Source organism: Amycolatopsis sp. WQ 127309 (genome assembly GCF_023023025.1).
Lineage (GTDB): Bacteria > Actinomycetota > Actinomycetes > Mycobacteriales > Pseudonocardiaceae > Amycolatopsis.
Genome location: NZ_CP095481.1, coordinates 10,580,875 through 10,597,464, shown reverse-complemented (window position 1 = coordinate 10,597,464; position 16,590 = coordinate 10,580,875). Strand labels below are relative to the sequence as shown.

At 72.0% G+C, this 16,590-nt stretch carries 14 protein-coding genes; 10 read left to right on the top strand and 4 right to left on the bottom strand.

Annotated features, from left to right (window positions below):
- The first annotated feature begins 87 nt into the window (after positions 1-87).
- The 8 genes from thyX to MUY22_RS46780 all read left to right on the top strand — a co-directional run bounded on the left by thyX (position 88) and on the right by MUY22_RS46780 (position 9,303).
- Positions 88-840 carry an FAD-dependent thymidylate synthase gene (gene thyX, locus MUY22_RS46815; RefSeq protein ID WP_247054659.1) on the top strand — a complete coding sequence of 251 codons (753 nt, stop codon included), beginning with the start codon at positions 88-90 and terminating at the stop codon, positions 838-840.
- Positions 840-1,238 (top strand): ACT domain-containing protein, encoded by a 399-nt coding sequence (locus tag MUY22_RS46810; RefSeq protein WP_247054657.1) that lies wholly within the window; start codon positions 840-842, stop codon positions 1,236-1,238. The genes thyX and MUY22_RS46810 overlap by 1 nt, the downstream gene beginning before the upstream one ends.
- Positions 1,239-1,413: 175 nt before the next feature.
- Positions 1,414-2,655: an Nramp family divalent metal transporter gene (locus MUY22_RS46805; protein WP_247054655.1), complete on the top strand. Its 1,242-nt coding sequence runs from the start codon at positions 1,414-1,416 to the stop codon at positions 2,653-2,655.
- Positions 2,656-2,682: 27 nt separating this feature from the next.
- Positions 2,683-3,123 carry a hypothetical protein gene (locus MUY22_RS46800; RefSeq protein ID WP_247054653.1) on the top strand — a complete coding sequence of 147 codons (441 nt, stop codon included), beginning with the start codon at positions 2,683-2,685 and terminating at the stop codon, positions 3,121-3,123.
- Between the two features lie 78 nt (positions 3,124-3,201).
- The gene (locus MUY22_RS46795) at positions 3,202-4,692 is read left to right on the top strand and encodes a serine/threonine-protein kinase (protein ID WP_247054651.1); all 1,491 of its coding nucleotides are present in this window, start codon (positions 3,202-3,204) and stop codon (positions 4,690-4,692) included.
- A gap of 102 nt (positions 4,693-4,794) precedes the next feature.
- Positions 4,795-5,808 (top strand): 4-hydroxy-tetrahydrodipicolinate synthase, encoded by a 1,014-nt coding sequence (gene dapA, locus MUY22_RS46790; RefSeq protein WP_247054649.1) that lies wholly within the window; start codon positions 4,795-4,797, stop codon positions 5,806-5,808.
- Entirely contained in the window at positions 5,805-7,502 is a 1,698-nt protein-coding gene (locus MUY22_RS46785) for a ribonuclease J (protein WP_256475188.1), read from the top strand. The genes dapA and MUY22_RS46785 overlap by 4 nt, the downstream gene beginning before the upstream one ends.
- 145 nt (positions 7,503-7,647) lie before the next feature.
- Complete coding sequence (locus MUY22_RS46780; protein ID WP_247054647.1) at positions 7,648-9,303, top strand: VWA domain-containing protein; 1,656 nt, start codon at positions 7,648-7,650, stop codon at positions 9,301-9,303.
- Between the two features lie 190 nt (positions 9,304-9,493).
- Here the strand turns inward: MUY22_RS46780 and MUY22_RS46775 are convergent, their stop codons facing one another.
- Genes MUY22_RS46775 through MUY22_RS46765 form a run of 3 tightly spaced genes read right to left on the bottom strand, consistent with a single transcriptional unit; the run spans position 9,494 to position 11,973 of the window.
- Complete coding sequence (locus MUY22_RS46775) at positions 9,494-10,441, bottom strand: DMT family transporter (protein WP_247054645.1); 948 nt, start codon at positions 10,439-10,441, stop codon at positions 9,494-9,496.
- 50 nt (positions 10,442-10,491) lie between these two features.
- Positions 10,492-11,106, bottom strand: a complete 615-nt coding sequence (gene wrbA, locus MUY22_RS46770; RefSeq protein WP_247054643.1) for an NAD(P)H:quinone oxidoreductase — start codon at positions 11,104-11,106, stop codon at positions 10,492-10,494.
- Between the two features lie 60 nt (positions 11,107-11,166).
- Entirely contained in the window at positions 11,167-11,973 is an 807-nt protein-coding gene (locus MUY22_RS46765; RefSeq protein WP_247054641.1) for a 1-acyl-sn-glycerol-3-phosphate acyltransferase, read from the bottom strand.
- A 991-nt stretch (positions 11,974-12,964) separates the two neighbouring features.
- Between MUY22_RS46765 and MUY22_RS46760 the strand changes: the two genes are divergently transcribed.
- The gene (locus tag MUY22_RS46760) at positions 12,965-15,481 is read left to right on the top strand and encodes a DNA translocase FtsK (protein WP_247054639.1); all 2,517 of its coding nucleotides are present in this window, start codon (positions 12,965-12,967) and stop codon (positions 15,479-15,481) included.
- Positions 15,482-15,517: 36 nt separating this feature from the next.
- Positions 15,518-15,955, top strand: a complete 438-nt coding sequence (locus MUY22_RS46755) for a hypothetical protein (RefSeq protein WP_247054637.1) — start codon at positions 15,518-15,520, stop codon at positions 15,953-15,955.
- Here the strand turns inward: MUY22_RS46755 and MUY22_RS46750 are convergent.
- A complete protein-coding gene (locus MUY22_RS46750) occupies positions 15,948-16,565 on the bottom strand; it encodes a nitroreductase family protein (RefSeq protein WP_247054635.1) in 618 nt (205 codons plus the stop codon). The two genes, MUY22_RS46755 and MUY22_RS46750, sit on opposite strands and share 8 nt — an antisense overlap.
- Positions 16,566-16,590 lie beyond the last annotated feature (25 nt).

Sequence of the window (16,590 nt, the reverse complement as noted above, 5' to 3'; positions counted from 1 at the left end):
GTGTCATGTGTCGCCCGGGAGTGGCCGCCCTCACGCGGTTAGGCTGCGCTGGAGTCGTGGAGCAGGGCCGGGAGAAGGAGTGCGGACGTGGCCGAAACCGTGTCACCCAAGGTGCAGCTGATCGCGAAGACGGAGTTCTTCCCGCCTGAGGACGTGCCGTGGTCGACCGACGCGGACGGCGGCCAGGCGCTCGCCGAGTTCGCCGGGCGCGCCTGCTACCAGTCGTGGAAGAAGCCGAACCCGGTCACCGCGACCAACGCCGGCTACATCGAGCACATCATCGACGTCGGCCACCTTTCGGTGCTGGAGCACGGTTCCGTCAGCTTCTACATCAGCGGCATCTCGCGATCGCTGACCCACGAGCTGATCCGCCACCGCCACTTCTCGTACTCGCAGCTCTCGCAGCGGTACGTGCCCGAGCGCAACGCGGCCTTCGTCGAGCCCGAGGTGATCGCGAACGACCCGGCGCTGCACGAGAAGTTCCTCGCCGCGGCCCAGGCGAGCGTCGACGCCTACACCGAGCTGCTCGCCGGGCTCGAGGAGAAGTTCGCCGACGTGCCGAGCGCGACCCTGCGCCGCAAGCAGGCCCGCCAGGCCGCGCGCGCCGTGCTGCCGAACGCGACCGAGACCCGCATCGTCGTCACCGGGAACTACCGCGCGTGGCGCCACTTCGTCGCGATGCGCGCCACCGAGCACGCCGACGTCGAGATCCGCGAGCTGGCCGTGGAGTGCCTGCGGCAGCTGCAGAAGGCCGCGGCGAACATCTTCGCGGACTTCACCATCTCGACCCTGCCCGACGGCACCGAGATCGCCACGAGCCCGAAGGTCCTCGAAGGCTGATGAAACGCCTCGCGATCGACGTCCGGCCCGGCGAGTACGCCGTCGTCCGGCTGCCCGCGGACGCCCCGGTGCCGGCGGAGCTGCTCGCTCCCGGCGAACCCGCGTTCGTCTCGGTGACCCGGACGCCCGAAGAACTGTCGGTGATCTGCCCGGCCGGGCGCGAACCGGCCGGCAGCTCGGCCGCGGAGGACGGCTGGCGGCTGCTGTCGGTCCGCGGCCCGCTCGAGTTCACCCTCACCGGCATCATCGCCGCGCTGGCCTCGGAGCTGGCCGCGGCCGGTGTCGCGCTGTTCTCGATGTCCACGTTCGACACCGACCACATCCTGGTCCGCGCGACCGAGCTCGACCACGCCGTCAAGGCGCTGCGCGAGTCCGGCCACGAGGTCGCCCACCCCTGACTCGTTGTCCGTGAAGGCCTCCTTACCGGCTCTTATGGCCGGTAAGGAGGCCTTCACGGCTTTTCGGGGTACCCGGGGGTGACCGAGGTGGGAGCGATCACCCTTGTCAGGCAAAGTTCGGCATGCCTAAACTTCGGTTTTGGGTCCCCGACATCCGGTTCGAGAGGCAGGCGCCATGGCTGTGACCGAGGCCGCCCGGCCGAAACTGGTGTCGCGCCTGCGCACGGGCTCGGCCCTGCTCGGCCCGGCGTTCGTCGCGGCGATCGCCTACGTCGACCCCGGGAACGTCGCGGCCAACATCAGCGCCGGCGCCCGCTACGGCTACCTGCTGGTCTGGGTGATCGTCGTCGCGAACCTGATGGCCGTGCTCGTCCAGTACCTGTCCGCGAAGCTCGGCCTGGTCAGCGGGATGTCCCTGCCGGAGGCCCTGCGCGCCCGGCTGTCCCGCCCGGCCCGGATCGGGTACTGGCTGCAGGCCGAGGTCGTCGCCGTCGCCACCGACCTGGCCGAGGTCGTCGGCGGCGCCATCGCCCTCAACCTGCTGTTCGACCTGCCGCTCGTCGTGGGCGGCCTGATCACCGGCGCGGTGTCGCTGACGCTGCTGGCCGTGCAGGACCGCGGCGGCCAGCGGACGTTCGAGCGCGTCGTCACCGGCCTGCTGCTGGTCATCGCGATCGGCTTCCTGGCCAGCCTGTTCGTCGAGCCGCCGTCGGCGTCGGGCACGCTCGGCGGGCTGGTCCCGCGCTTCGAGGGCTCCGGCAGCGTGCTGATCGCCGCCGCGATGCTCGGCGCGACGGTCATGCCGCACGCCGTCTACCTGCACTCCGGCCTGGTCCGCGACCGCCACGGCCGGGCGGACGCCGGCAACCGCCGCCGGCTGCTGCGCGCCACCCGCGCCGACGTCGGCCTGGCGATGCTCCTGGCCGGCGCGGTCAACCTCGGCATGCTGCTGCTCGCGGCCACGAACCTGCAGGGCCAGGAGGGCGTCGACAGCATCGAGGGCGCGCACGGCGCCGTCGCCCAGGCCCTCGGCCCCGGCATCGCGCTGATGTTCGCGATCGGCCTGCTCGCCTCCGGCCTCGCGTCGACGTCCGTCGGGGCGTACGCGGGCGCGATGATCATGCAGGGCCTGCTCCACAAGCGGGTTCCGCTGGTCCTGCGCCGCCTGGTCACGCTCACCCCGGCTATCGTGGTGCTCGCGCTCGGTGCCGACCCGAGCGCGGCGCTGGTCGTCTCGCAGGTGGTGCTGTCGTTCGGGATCCCGTTCGCACTGGTACCGCTGATCCGCCTGACGGCCGACCGCGAGCTGATGGGCGCGGACGCCAACCATCGCCTCACAACGGTGGCGGCGTCGCTGATCGCGGCGGTCATCATCGCGTTGAACCTGGTGTTGATCTACTTGACCTTCACCGGCTGACACCCCACGAGCAGGGAGGCCGCGACCATGGCCTGGATCTTCGCCCTCAACGCCGAATGCGGGGGGCGTGAGACCCACGCCCGGGATCTCGCGCGCCACTTCGAGGGCTGGCCTTCGCGCATCTTCACCGCCAACGGCGGCTGGTGGTGCGGAGTGGCACCCGAGGGGGTGGGCGAGCGCGGCGTCGAGTCCGACGAGGACGCGACGGCCGTCACCGCGGCCGGGCGCCGGCTCTACTGGCAGCTCCGGACCGCACCGCCGGTCTACCGCTACGCCCTCGCCGGTCCGAAGACCGACGAGCTGCGCAGCTACGACCAGCTCATGGCCCAGGACCTGACGCTCGTGCCCGGTCTCGTGGTCAGCGAGGACATCTGGTTCGCGGCCGGGCGGCGGTCCGACTTCAGCGACTTCGCCCCGGGCTACCGCTGGATCCCGTACCGCGGCGAAAGGTACGCCCCGGCTCGCTGAGTCACGAATTGCGCGGAACCCGAGGCGCTCCGCGGCGGTCCGACTAGCATCTGCGCGACCGCCGCCTGAAGGAGCACCGTGACCGACGAACAGACCCGTCCGTACCCGCCGCGGGCGCCCGCCACGCCTGGTCAGCGGGTTGTCGCGGGCCGTTACGTCCTGCTCGGCGAGCTCGGGCGGGGCGGCATGGGCGTCGTGTGGCGGGCCCAGGACCAGGTGATCGGCCGCCAGGTCGCGGTCAAGGAGCTGCGGCTGCCCGACGCCGAGTCCGCCGCCGTCTTCTCCGAGCGCGCGCTGCGCGAGGTGCGCACCGGCGGCCGGCTCAACGACCCGTCGATCGTCACGGTCTACGACGTCGTCACCGACGGCGGCACCACGTTCATCGTGATGGAGCTCGTCGAGGCGCCGTCGCTGGCCGACCTCGTGCGTCAGCGCGGCCCGATGCACGCGGCGCAGGCCGCGCAGCTGGGGGAGCGGGTGCTCACCGCGCTGCAGGCCGCGCACAAGGCCGGGATCGTGCACCGCGACGTCAAGCCGGCGAACATCCTGGTCGCGCCGGACGGCCGGGTGAAGCTGACGGACTTCGGCATCGCCCACGCCATCGACGACCCGCGCCTGACCACCAGCGGGATGATCGTCGGCTCGCCCGCGTTCATGGCGCCGGAGCGCGTCGAAGGCCGGGAAGCCATGCCCGAGTCCGACCTGTGGTCCCTCGGCGCGACGCTGTTCTACGCCGTCGAGGGCACGATGCCGTTCGAGCGGGCGACCACGGCGGCGACGCTGCACGCGATCATGACCGAGATCCCGTACCTGACCCGCGGCCACGGCCCGATCGCCGCGGTGATCCTCGGGCTGCTGGTCGCCAAGCCGGAGGCCCGGCTGACCACGGCCCAGGCCCAGAACCTGCTGGCCACGGCCCAGGGCGCGCGGCCGACCCCGCCGGGCGGCACCGCGATGCTGCAGGGCGGCCCGCCGACCCGGATGGCGCCGCAGCCGCCGAAGAAGAACCTGCGCGGGCTGGGGATCGCGCTCGCCGCGGTGCTCGTGGTGGCCGCCCTGATCGGCGGGTTCTTCGCCGGCAAGGCCTTCGAGAAGCCCGCCGTCGACCCGCAGAAGCAGCCGACGATGACCTACGGCATCGGCGGCCAGATCCGCGCGGCCATCGGCAGCTACTACCGGTGCTTCAACGCCCCGGTGCAGGACGGCGCGATCATCAGCGAGGACGACAACAAGTCCGAGTGCGACAAGAGCCACTCGCTGGAGGTCTACGAGATCGGCGGCCTGCTGTCGGTCGAGAACTGGAACACCGAGGACGTCGCGGTGGCCGCCTACCCCGGCCTGGAGGCGGTGAAGGCGAGCGCCGAAGCCGCCTGCGCGACGGCGTTCCGCTCCTCGATCGTGCCGGAGGCCAAGCGCACCGGCCTCACCTACCGCGCGCTCGTGCCCACCGCGGCCGAGTGGACGGGCACGCCGGTGAAGGGCGAGGAACCCAGCCGCGACTTCTACTGCGTCCTCACCAAGGCCGACGGCGGCCCGATCACCGCGCCGATCGTGACCAAGGTCAAGTAGAAGTTCCGCGACGAGCGGCCGGACCCCGGAAATCCTCCGCACTTTCCCGCACCCGACCAGGTCGGCGCGGTTTTGTCGGGGGGAGGAGGTACCGTCTGCAGCATGTCCAACCCACCTACCGCCGCCCCCGGTCGGCCGTTCGGGCGCGTGCTCACCGCGATGGCCACCCCCTTCGACGCCGACGGCGCGCTGGACCTGAAGCGGGCGCAGGAGCTGGCCGAGCACCTCGTGGAGCTGGGCAACGACGGCCTCGTCATCAACGGCACCACCGGCGAGAGCCCGACCACGACCGACGCGGAGAAGCAGGAGCTCGTCCGCGCCGTGGTCGAGGCCGTCGGCGACCGCGCGACCGTCGTGGCCGGCGCGGGCACCAACAACACCGCGCACAGCATCGAGCAGGCCAAGCTGGCCGAAGCGGCGGGCGCACACGGGCTGCTGGTCGTCACCCCGTACTACTCGCGCCCCAGCCAGGCCGGGCTGTACGCGCACTTCACCACCGTCGCCGACAGCACCGGCCTGCCGGTGATGCTCTACGACATCCCGCCGCGCTCGGTCGTCCCGATCGAGGTCGACACGCTGCTGCGGCTGGCCGAGCACCCGCGGATCGTCGCGGTCAAGGACGCCAAGGGCGACCTGATCGCCGGCTCCGAGGTCATCGCCAACACCCACCTCGCGTACTACTCGGGTGACGACGGGCTGAACCTGCCCTGGATCTCCGTCGGCGGCACCGGCGTGGTGAGTGTGATCGGTCACGTCGTCGCGGGCCGGATCCGCGCGATGATCGACGCCTACGAGAACGGCGACACCTCCACCGCGCGCACCAACCACCGCGGCATGCTGCCGGTGCTGCGCGCGATGTCGCGGGTCGGCGGGGTCGCGTTCGGCAAGGCCGCGCTGCGGCTGCGCGGCTTCGACATCGGCGAGCCGCGGCTCCCGATCGTGGCCGCCACCCCCGAGCAAACCGCCCTGATCGCCGCCGATCTGGCCCAGGGCGGCGTGCCGCTGGGCGACACGGCGGCCCAGGACTGGCATGGTGAGCGGGTGGCACAAGCAGACTCGAGGGCCGCCTACGTGGCGCCGACCTCGCACACCAGCGTTGGGACCCTGCCTCGGTGAGCTCACTTCCCCCAGGTCCAGGCCCCACCAACGCCCCGCCCGAACTGCCCGCCGGGGCCCTGCGCGTTGTCGCGCTGGGCGGTATCGGCGAGGTCGGGCGCAACATGACCGTCTTCGAGTTCGCCGGCCGGCTGCTCATCGTCGACTGCGGGGTGCTCTTCCCCGAGGACGACCAGCCCGGCGTCGACCTGATCCTGCCCGACTTCCGCGCGATCGAGGACCGCCTCGACGACATCGAGGGACTGGTGCTCACCCACGGGCACGAGGACCACATCGGTGCCGTCCCGTTCCTCCTGCGCCTGCGGCCGGACCTGCCGATCTACGGCTCAAGGTTCACCAACGCCCTGCTCGCGGCCAAGGCCAAGGAGCACCGGCAGCGGCCGAAGCTGATCGAGGTCCGCGAGGGGGAGCGCCGCGACGTCGGCGTGTTCAACCTCGAGTTCTTCGCGGTGAACCACTCGATCCCGGACGCGCTGGCCGTCGCCATCCGCACCCCGGCGGGCGTCGTCCTGCACACCGGTGACATCAAGCTCGACCAGCTCCCGCTCGACGGGCGGCTCACCGACCTGGCCGGCTTCTCCCGGCTCGGCGACGAGGGCGTCGACCTGTTCTGCGTCGACTCGACCAACGCCGAGGTCCCCGGGTTCGTGATGCCCGAGCGCGACATCGGCCCGGTCCTCGACGACGTCGTCCGCCGCGTCGGCCAGCGGGTCATCGTGGCCTGCTTCGCCAGCCACGTGCACCGCGTCCAGCAGGTGCTCGACGCCGCGCAGCGGCACGGCCGCCGGATCGCGTTCGTCGGCCGGTCGATGGTCCGCAACATGGGCATCGCCGCCGACCTGGGCCTGCTCAACGTGCCGGACGGCCTGCTGGTCGACCTCGACCAGGCGAGCAGCCTGCCGGAGAGCAAGGTCCTGTTCGTCTCCACCGGGTCCCAGGGCGAGCCGCTCTCGGCGTTGTCGCGGATGGCGCGCGGCGAGCACCGGCAGATCTCGATCCGCGCGGGCGACACCGTCGTGCTGGCCAGCTCGATGATCCCGGGCAACGAGACCGCGGTGTTCGGCGTGGTCAACGGCCTGACCCGGCTCGGCGCGAACGTCGTGCACCAGGGCAACGCCAAGGTGCACGTCTCCGGCCACGCGTCGGCGGGCGAGCTGCTGTACCTGTACAACGCGGTCCGGCCGAGCAACGTCATGCCGGTCCACGGCGAGTGGAAGCACCTGAAGGCCAACGCCGAGCTGGCGATCCGCACCGGCGTCGCGGCGGACAACGTGGTGATCGCCGAAGACGGCGTGGTCGTCGACCTGGTCGACGGCAAGGCCTCGCGCACCGGCCGCGTCGAGGTCGGGCACGTCTACGTCGACGGCCTCTCGGTCGGCGACGTCGGCGAGTCGACCCTGTCCGACCGGCTGGTGCTGGGTGAGGGCGGGTTCATCTCGATCAGCGTCGCGATCGAATCCGCCACCGGCCGCCCGGTCAGCGCCCCGACGGTGTCCGGCCGCGGCTTCTCCGACGACCCGAAGGCGCTCGCCGCCGTCGTGCCGCTGGTGGAGATGGAGCTGGCGCGCACGGAGGCCGAGGGCATCACCGACACCCACCGCATCGCCCAGGCGGTCCGCCGCGTGGTCGGCCGCTGGGTGGCCGACACCTACCGCCGCCGCCCGATGATCGTCCCGACGGTCATCCCGGTCTAGACCCTTCGAAAGTACGCAGAACGCCTTCGCCTCCTCCGGGAGTGCGAAGGCGTTCTGCGTTTCTTAGCCCGTCCGGACCACGTGCGGCCGGTGGACTGCGGTCTAGCCTTGAGTCTCACCCGCCTCGGGAAGAGAGGCCGCGCCGATGGGACGTCATTCGCCGGACGGGCGACGACGCCGCTTGCTCGTGCCCGCCCTGGCGACCGGGCTCGTGGTCGTCCTCGGTGCCGCGGCCTGGGTGACCGTCTCGGTGGTGCGATCCGCGCCGGCCTGCGAGCACTCGGCGAAGGTCCTGGTCACCGCGTCCCCGGACATCGCGCCCGCGCTGTCGCTGGTCGTCCAGGGCCTCGACCTCGGCTGCGACGCCATCGAGGTCCAGACCCGGGAGGCGACGCTGGCCGCCGAACGGCTCGCGATGTCCGACGGCACCCCGCGACCGCAGGTCTGGGTGCCCGACTCCACCCTCGCGCTGCGCCGCGCCCACCAGCTCGGCGCCGCCGACGTCCCCGAGACCGGCGCGTCGGTGGCCAGCTCGCCAGTGGTGCTGGCGGTCGCGGAAGCGGCGGCGAAGGGCCTCGGCTGGCCGTCGCGCACCTTGAGCTGGGCCGACGTCCTCGCGCCCGACGCGGCGGGGATCGTCACCGGCATGCCCGACCCGGCACGCGACGCCGTCGGTGCGGCGGCCCTGTTCGGAATCCGGGCCACCGTGCGGTCGAACCCCGACGCCGCGGCGGCCTACATCGCCCAGCTGCGGCGGTTCTCGACGAACACGCTCGGCGAGGGGAACGACCTCATCGCGCGGCTGCCGGGGTCGAGCGACGGCGCCGGCACGGGCTCGGTGACGGCGTTCCCGGTGTCGGAGAACTCCTTGCTGCGCCACAACGTCGAGGACGCGGCGTCACCGCTGGTCGCCGTCTACTCGGCCGCGGTGCCCACGCTGGACTACCCGTTCGCCGAGCTGGGCGGGATCGCGCCGGAGCAGCGCCCGATCGTCGACAAGCTGCGCGAGGCGATGCTCAACGGCTCGGGCGGCGACGCCATCGCGAAGACGGGCCTGCGCGCCGCGGGCGGCCAGGCGCTGCGCGGGCACGCGGACGACCCGCGCGTGTCACCGACGGGCTTCCGGACGCTCGGCATGCCGGACGCCGTCGACGTCGACTACCTGCTCAACCAGTGGGCCGGCATCAACCTGAGCGCGCGGGTGCAGGTGCTGCTCGACGTCTCCGGTTCGATGAACGCGCAGGTGCCGGGCACCGGGCTGAACCGGATGCAGCTGACCACCGAGGCCACGGCGAAGGCGTTGCACCTGTTCAAGCCGACGACCCAGCTGCGGATGCTGGAGTTCTCGACCCGCCTGGACGGCGACAAGGACTACCGCGAGATCCTCCCGATGGCACCGGTCGCCCAGCACCTGGCCAGCGGCGCGCTCGACAAGCTGAACCAGCTGAAGGCCACCGCCGACGGCGGGACGGGCCTCTACGACAGCGTGCTGGAGACCTACCGCACCGCGCGTCGCGAGTGGGAGCCCGGCCGGCTGAACCTGGTGATCGTCGTGACGGACGGCCGCAACGAGGACCCGAAGGGCATCAACCGCGCGGACCTGCTGACGGAGCTGGGAAAACTGCAGGACAAGCGACGCCCGATCCCGCTGATCGGCGTGGGCGTCGGCCCGGACGCGGACAAGACGGAGCTGGACGACCTCACGAAAGCCACGGGCGGCAGCGCGTTCGTGGCCACCGACCCGATGAAGATCACGGAAGTGTTCTTCGGAGCCTTGAGCCGCATAGCCGGCGGCGGCTGACCTTTCCCGTATCCCACGTGATCAGAGCCGTATTTCGCGTGATCGAGCCCGTATCTCGCGAGTTCCGCCTTCAATCACGCGAGTTCCGGCCTCAGTCACGCGAGTTCCGGCCTCAGTCACGCGAGTTCCGTTGGGAATCACGCGTGATCCGGTGGGAATCACGCGTGATGCCCGTCCACAGTGGACGCTGTCAGGCCGTGAGGATCTCCGAATTGCGTTGCACGACGTAGGCACCGGCCAGCAGGATCGCCGCGCCGAGCAGCTGCGGCCAGGCGAGCTCCTCGCCGAGCAGCAGCCACGCCGCGACCGTCGTGATCACCGGTTCGACCAGCCCGAGCACGCTCGCCACCGACGCCGGCAGGTGCCGCAGCGACGAGATGCCGAAGACGTAGGCGAGCACCGTCGCCACCAGGACCAGCAGGGTCAGCAGCAGCCACACGGGCGGGCGCCAGGCCCCGAACTCGACATCGACGTCGAGCAGGCGCACCGGCCACGTCCACGGCGGCGCGACGACGCAGACCGCGACCGCCCCGAGCACCATGCCCCAGGTGACCAGGCCCAGCGGGTCGATGTCGGCCACCGCGCGCTCGCCGAGCAGGAAGTACCCGGCCGAGCAGAGGGCCGCGCCGACGCCGGCGAGCAGGCCGGTGACGTCCAGCGTCACGCCCTGCCAGACCTGCGCGACCATCGCGAGCCCGGCCATCGCGAGGGCGATGCCGCCCCAGACGGCCCGCGGCAGCCGGTGGCGCCGCACGAACCGGACCCACAGCGCGATGAGCACCGGCGAGATGAATTCCAGCAGGATCGCGATGCCGACCGGGATCCGGCCGGCGGCGACGAAGTACAGCAGTTGCACGCCGGCCACGCCGAGCAGGCCGTACCCGAGCAGCACCGGGAGGTGCTCCCGGCGCACCTTCAGCTTCCGCGGCGCGAACAGCGCCACGCCGGCGAGCAGCACGACCCCGGCGAGCGTGATCCGCGCGGCGGCGACCTGTTCCGGGGTGACGCCGGCGGACATCGCCGACTTGCCCAGCGTGCCCGACGTGCTGAAGAACAGCGCGGCGAGCAGGACGAGCGTGGTCCCGCGGGCGCGGGAGGTGACCCGCGGCGGCGCGACGACGGGCAGTTCGGTGGTCACCCTCGCGACTCTAGGGGCCGCGGGCGTCACCACCAAAAGAGTTTTCCCGGTTACTCCGGCTGCTTGAGGCCGGTCGCGACGTGCGTCGTGATCGTGGCCAGCCGCCGCCCCTGGACGTGCAGCGCGCCGAGCGCCAGGTCGTCCGGCGACGCCGACTTGCGCGAGACGAACGAGCCGCCGTACGGGTTGCCGGACTCCTTCAGGTGCGGATCGGTGTAGCCGAGCGGCACGACGATCGCGCCCCAGTGGTAGAAGACGTTGTTGATCGCCAGCAGCGTCGACTCGAGGCCGCCGTGCGCGGTCGACGCCGTTGTGAACGACGTCGCGACCTTGTCCGCGAGCTTTCCCTGCGCCCACAAGCCACCCGTGCTGTCCAAATAGGACTTGAGCTGGGCGGCCGGGCCGCCGAAGCGGGTCGGGCTGCCCACCGCGAGGCCGTCGGCCCACAGGAGGTCGTCGAGCGTGGCGAGGTCGTGGTGCGGGCCGGAGCCGACCCAGGCCTGCCAGCGGGGGTTGGTGGCGATCGCGGCGGGCGGCACCGTCTCCGGCACGGTCCGCACCCGCACCTCGGCCCCGGTCTCCTTCGCCCCCGCGGCGAGGGACTCGGCGAGGGCGGCGGTGTTCCCGGTCGCGCTGTAGTAGACGACGAGTATCCGTGTGCTCACGTCCGCCGACTCTAGGGGCTGGTGGTCACGTGTCCCAGAATCCGGACTGCGGTTACCGGGTTACCGGGGCTTCCACGGACTGACGGTGTCGGTCGGCCGCGTCGGGTCGTGGAAGCGCGGCCGGTCGAGCTCGCCGGTGCGCAGCGGGACCAGGCCGTCGGTGATCGCCTGCATGATCTTCGCGTGCGCCCGCACGCCGGCGCCGGGGCGTTCCGGCTCGACGTCCGCCAGGTCGACCGGGTCGCCGAAGTGCACCCGGAACTTAGGCCGGCGCAGTGGCGCGCTGAGCCCGGAGCGGGCCAGCGGGAGCAGGTCGGCCGGGCCGTTGACGGTCTCGGTGCCCCAGTAGACGGCCTCGTGCGCGCCCCACTGGCTGATCGGGATCACCGGGACGCCCGCGGCCAGCGCCAGACGGGCGGCGCCGGTCTTGCCGCGCTCCGGCCACAGGCCCGGGTCGTGGCTGATCCGGCCTTCGGGGTAGACGATGATCGGCTCGCGGGTGGTCTTCATCGCCTCGACGGCCTCGGCGAACTGTCCGACGGCGGTGCCGGCGTGCTTGCGGTCCACGCGCAGGTGCCCGCTGACCCGCAGCGCCGGCCCGATGACGGGCGCGTCGAGGATGCCGCCGGCCAGCATGAAGCGCGGGTTGATCCCGATCCGCTTGCACGCGGCCATCAGGACGAAGGCATCGAACACGCCGATGTGGTTGGCGGCCATCAGCAACGGCCGCCCCCGAAGCTGCGCCGGAACCCGGCCGGACACGGTCAGCCGCCCGACGAGGTTCACCAGCCCGCGGTCGATGTTCAGCATGGTCCGCCAGATGGCCGGGGCACGGCGGGACGAGTCGTCGGTGCGCAGCGCGAACATGCGCAGAGCATGGCAGACGCCGGATTTCACCCGGATGGCTGCTCGGCTGGGTCACGAACGGGCCGCTGGTGACGTTCTTGACGCAGATCGACCGGTCGGTCGGGCCGGTCGGCCGGCCGGCCGGCCGGCCGGCCGGTCGGTCGGGCCGGGATCTGACGGGCGGTCGGGTGGGGGCGAGCGGCCCGTTGGTGACGGTCCGGGTGCGAACGGGCCGCTCGTGCGGGTGCCGGGCTCGTGGGTTGTGCGGCGCGAACGGCCTTTTCGCGACTCAGCCGGCCAGGCGGATGCGCGAATGGTCCGTTCGCGCAGTTCGGGGAGGTGCGTGCGGCACGAACGGCCCTTTCACACCGGTTGAGGTCGGAGGCGAGCGGCGCGAATGGCCCTTTCGTGCTGCCTCGCCCTTCCGAAGTGCGGCACGAGCGGTCCGTTCGCACCGCCGAGGCCCTGACCTGCGTCACCAACGGTCCATTCGTGACACGGGGCGCGTGTTGCGAGCGGCCCGTTCGCGACCAAGAGGTCACGAACGGGCCGCTCGTGACGGATGAGCGGCGGGTGTCGTCGCGACCGGCCCGTTCGAGCGCTGCCACCCCTGGCCAAGGGCGCGAAAGGGCCGTTCGCGGCGTCGCAGGCCGGCAGGTGTGGGCACGAAAGGGCCGTTTGCGCTGCTCAACCCCCGAAATCCGGCGCGACCGGGCCGTTCGTGCCGCCCAAACCTGGGAACGCGGCGCCGAAAGGGCCGTTCGCGCCGCTCAACCCCGGAAACCTGGCGAGAGAGGGCCGCTTGCGCCGCCCAACCCTGGAGACCCGACACGAAAGGGCCGCTCGCGCCGCCCCAACCCCGGAAACCCCGCCCCACCGGCCCGCCGGCGCCGCCACCGACCCCATCCCACTCACCCGAATGGCCCCACCGCGCCCGACCGTGAGGCAGAAGTTCACGATGCGCTGAGAGTGGCGCATGTGACGAAACGGCGTCGGCGGTTACCGTTGGAGCATGGCTGGGTCGGCGACGAGGAAGCGAAGTACGGGAAGCGGCGCGAAGGGAGCAGCGGCGCGCAAGCCCCGAACTCCGGCGAAGCCGAGTTCCGGCGCTACCCGGAGCACCCGGAGCACCCGGAAGCCGGCCGCTCGCAAGCCGGCTCCTCGGCGGAAGACTCCCGGTGTCTTCGGCAAGGGTGTCCGGGGGACCTGGAACCTGCTGGCCCGGGGCATCGGGACGCTGGCCCGCACCGTCGGGCGCACCCGTGAGCTCGAGGCCGAGCACCGCCGTGACGGGCTCGCGCTCGGGCTGATCGCGCTCGCCATCATCGCCGCCGTCGGCGTCTGGTGGCGGGCCGCCGGGCCGATCGGTGCGGGTGTGGAGATCGCGACCCGGACCGTGCTGGGCGCTGGGGCCGTGACACTGCCGCTGGTGCTCGTGGTCATCGCCGTCGCCCTGATGCGGTCCGAACCGCATCCGGAGACGCGGCCGCGGATGGTCGTCGGGACCATCATGGTCGTGCTGTCCGTGCTCGGGATGCTGCACATCTTCACCGCGCTCCCGGACACCAACGACGGCCGGATGTACGCCGGCGGCATCGTCGGGGCCTTCTCCGGCGGGCTGCTCACCATGGGCGTCACCACCTGGGTCGCCGTGCCGCTGCTGATCCTCGCCCTCGTCTTCGGCATCCTCGTGTTCACCGGCACGCCCGTGCGCGAGATCCCGCACCGCCTGCGCAACTGGGGCCTCGACGAAGAAGACCTCGCCGAGGCCGACGAGGGCTCCATCTTCGCGACCGACGAAGACGACCTCACCGAGGCCGACCCGAAGGCCGCGCGGCTGCGCAAGCCGTCCCGCCGCCGTCAGGCCGCCGACGCGAACCCCGAGCAGCTCGACATCGAGGCCGCCCTCGCCGAGATGCCGACGCCGATCAAGCCGCCGAAGGCGCTGCCCAAACCGCCGGCGGCGGAGGTGCCCGAAAAGAAGCCGAAGAAGGCCCCCGAGCCCGCGATGGCGGTCACCCGGACGGTGGAAGGCGACTACAAGCTGCCGCCGCCCGATCTGCTGAAGCTCGGCGACGCGCCGAAGTCCCGCAGCAAGGCCAACGACGCCATGATCGAGGCGATCACCGGTGTCCTGGAGCAGTTCAGCATCGACGCGCAGGTCACCGGCTTCACCCGCGGCCCGACGGTCACCCGGTACGAGGTCGAGCTCGGCCCGGGCGTCAAGGTCGAGAAGATCACCGCGCTCACCAAGAACATCGCTTATGCCGTGGCCACCGACAACGTCCGGCTGCTGGCGCCGATCCCCGGCAAGTCTGCGGTCGGCATCGAGGTGCCGAACTCCGACCGCGAGATGGTCCGCCTGGGTGACGTCCTGCGCGCGCCGACCACGGTCAAGGACAACCACCCGATGGTGATCGGCCTCGGCAAGGACATCGAGGGTCACTTCGTCACCGCGAACCTGACGAAGATGCCCCACCTGCTGGTCGCCGGCTCCACCGGTTCCGGCAAGTCGAGCTTCGTCAACTCGATGCTCGTCTCGCTGCTCGCGCGGGCGACGCCGGACGAGTGCCGGATGATCCTGATCGACCCGAAGATGGTCGAGCTGACGCCGTACGAGGGCATCCCGCACCTGATCACGCCCATCATCACCCAGCCGAAGAAGGCCGCCGCCGCGCTGGCCTGGCTGGTGGAGGAGATGGAGCAGCGCTACCAGGACATGCAGGTCAACAAGGTCCGCCACATCGACGACTACAACAAGAAGGTGAAGTCCGGCGAGATCACGGCGCCGCCCGGGTCCGAGCGCGAGTACCGGCCGTACCCGTACATCATGGCGATCGTCGACGAGCTCGCCGACCTGATGATGACCGCCCCGCGCGACGTCGAGGACGCCATCGTCCGGATCACGCAGAAGGCGCGCGCCGCCGGGATCCACCTGGTCCTGGCCACGCAGCGGCCGTCGGTCGACGTCGTCACCGGCCTGATCAAGACCAACGTGCCGTCGCGGCTCGCGTTCGCGACGTCGTCGCTGACGGACTCGCGGGTCATCCTCGACCAGCCGGGCGCGGAGAAGCTGATCGGCATGGGCGACGCGCTCTACCTGCCGATGGGCGCCGGCAAGCCGGTCCGCATCCAGGGCGCGTTCGTCGGCGACGAGGAGATCTCCGCGGTCGTCAACTACGCCAAGGAGCAGGCGCAGCCGGACTACCAGGACGGCGTCACCGCGCAGAAGGCCGGCGAGAAGAAGGAGATCGACGCCGACATCGGCGACGACCTCGACGTGCTGATCCAGGCGACCGAGCTGATCGTCACCTCGCAGTTCGGCTCGACGTCGATGCTGCAGCGCAAGCTGCGGGTCGGGTTCGCCAAGGCCGGCCGCCTGATGGACCTGCTGGAGAGCCGCGGCGTGGTCGGCCCGTCGGAGGGCTCGAAGGCCCGCGACGTGCTGATCAAGCCGGAGGAGCTGGAGTCGGTCCTGTTCATGATCCGCGGCGGCGACCCGGTACCGGCCGACCCGGACGACGAGTGATGCAACCCGCGGCCGGGCCCGTTCCGTCCTGAGCACGTGGACACACAGCGATTCGCAGCCGGACTGTTCGCTTTCGCCGTCGTCGCGGTGAGCGCCGGGAGCTCGGTCGCCTCCGGGCCGGCCGTACCCGCGTCCACGCCGGCGGCGTCGGCTCCCTCGACCGTCGGGACCGCGCTCGGCCAGGATGTCACCCTGCGGCTCGGCCAGGAGGCCGCCGTGCAGGGGCGCGACCTGACCGTGCGGTACACCCGCCTGGTCTCGGATTCCCGGTGCCGCCCCGGCATGCAGTGCTTCTGGGAGGGCGAGGCCTCGCTGGCCTTCCTGCTGAGCGAGCCCGGCCGCGGCGAGAGCACCACGGCCGAGCTGCACACCGGCCCGCGCACGGGCCCGCAGGCGACGAGCTTCGCCGCGAGCCGCGTCGAGCTGGTGTCGGTGAGCCAGGACGCCGGGGAGGCGACGGTCCGGATCAGCTGAGCGGCGCGCCCCAGTGGTCCAGGTAGGCGACCTCGGCCAGCGGGACGCGCGCGGCCGGCTTGAAGTCCGGGACCGTCGTGTACGCCACCGGCAGCAGGCCGACCTGGGTGAAGCCGGCCGGGACGCCGAGGATCTCGGCGGCCGCCGCCTCGCGGGACAGGTGGTACGTCGTGAGCGTCGAGCCGAGGCCGCGGGAGCGCAGGGCCAGCTGGAAGTTCCAGACCGCCGGGAAGATGCCGCCGTAGAAGGCCGCGTCCGTCGCGTTCTCGCCGCTCGGGCGGCCCTTGAGACACGGGATGACGAACACCGGCACCCGCTCGATGACGTCGATCAGGTGCTGCCCGGACGCCAGCGCCCGCCGGGTGGCGGCGTCGCCCGCCTCGCGGTCCGCCAGGTAGGCCGAGCCGACCTCGCGGAACAGCCCGCCGAGCCGGTCCTTCACCCGCTGGTCGCGCACCACGAGCCAGCGCCACGCCTGGGCGTTGCCCGGGGTCGGCGCCTGCAGCGCGAGGTTCAGGCACTCCTTGAGGACCGCCGCCTCGACCGGGCGGTCGAGGTCGAGCTTGCGGCGGACGGCGCGGGTGGTGCTGAGCAGGTGATCGATCTCCATGCCCCCCATCCTGGCCCGGACCGCG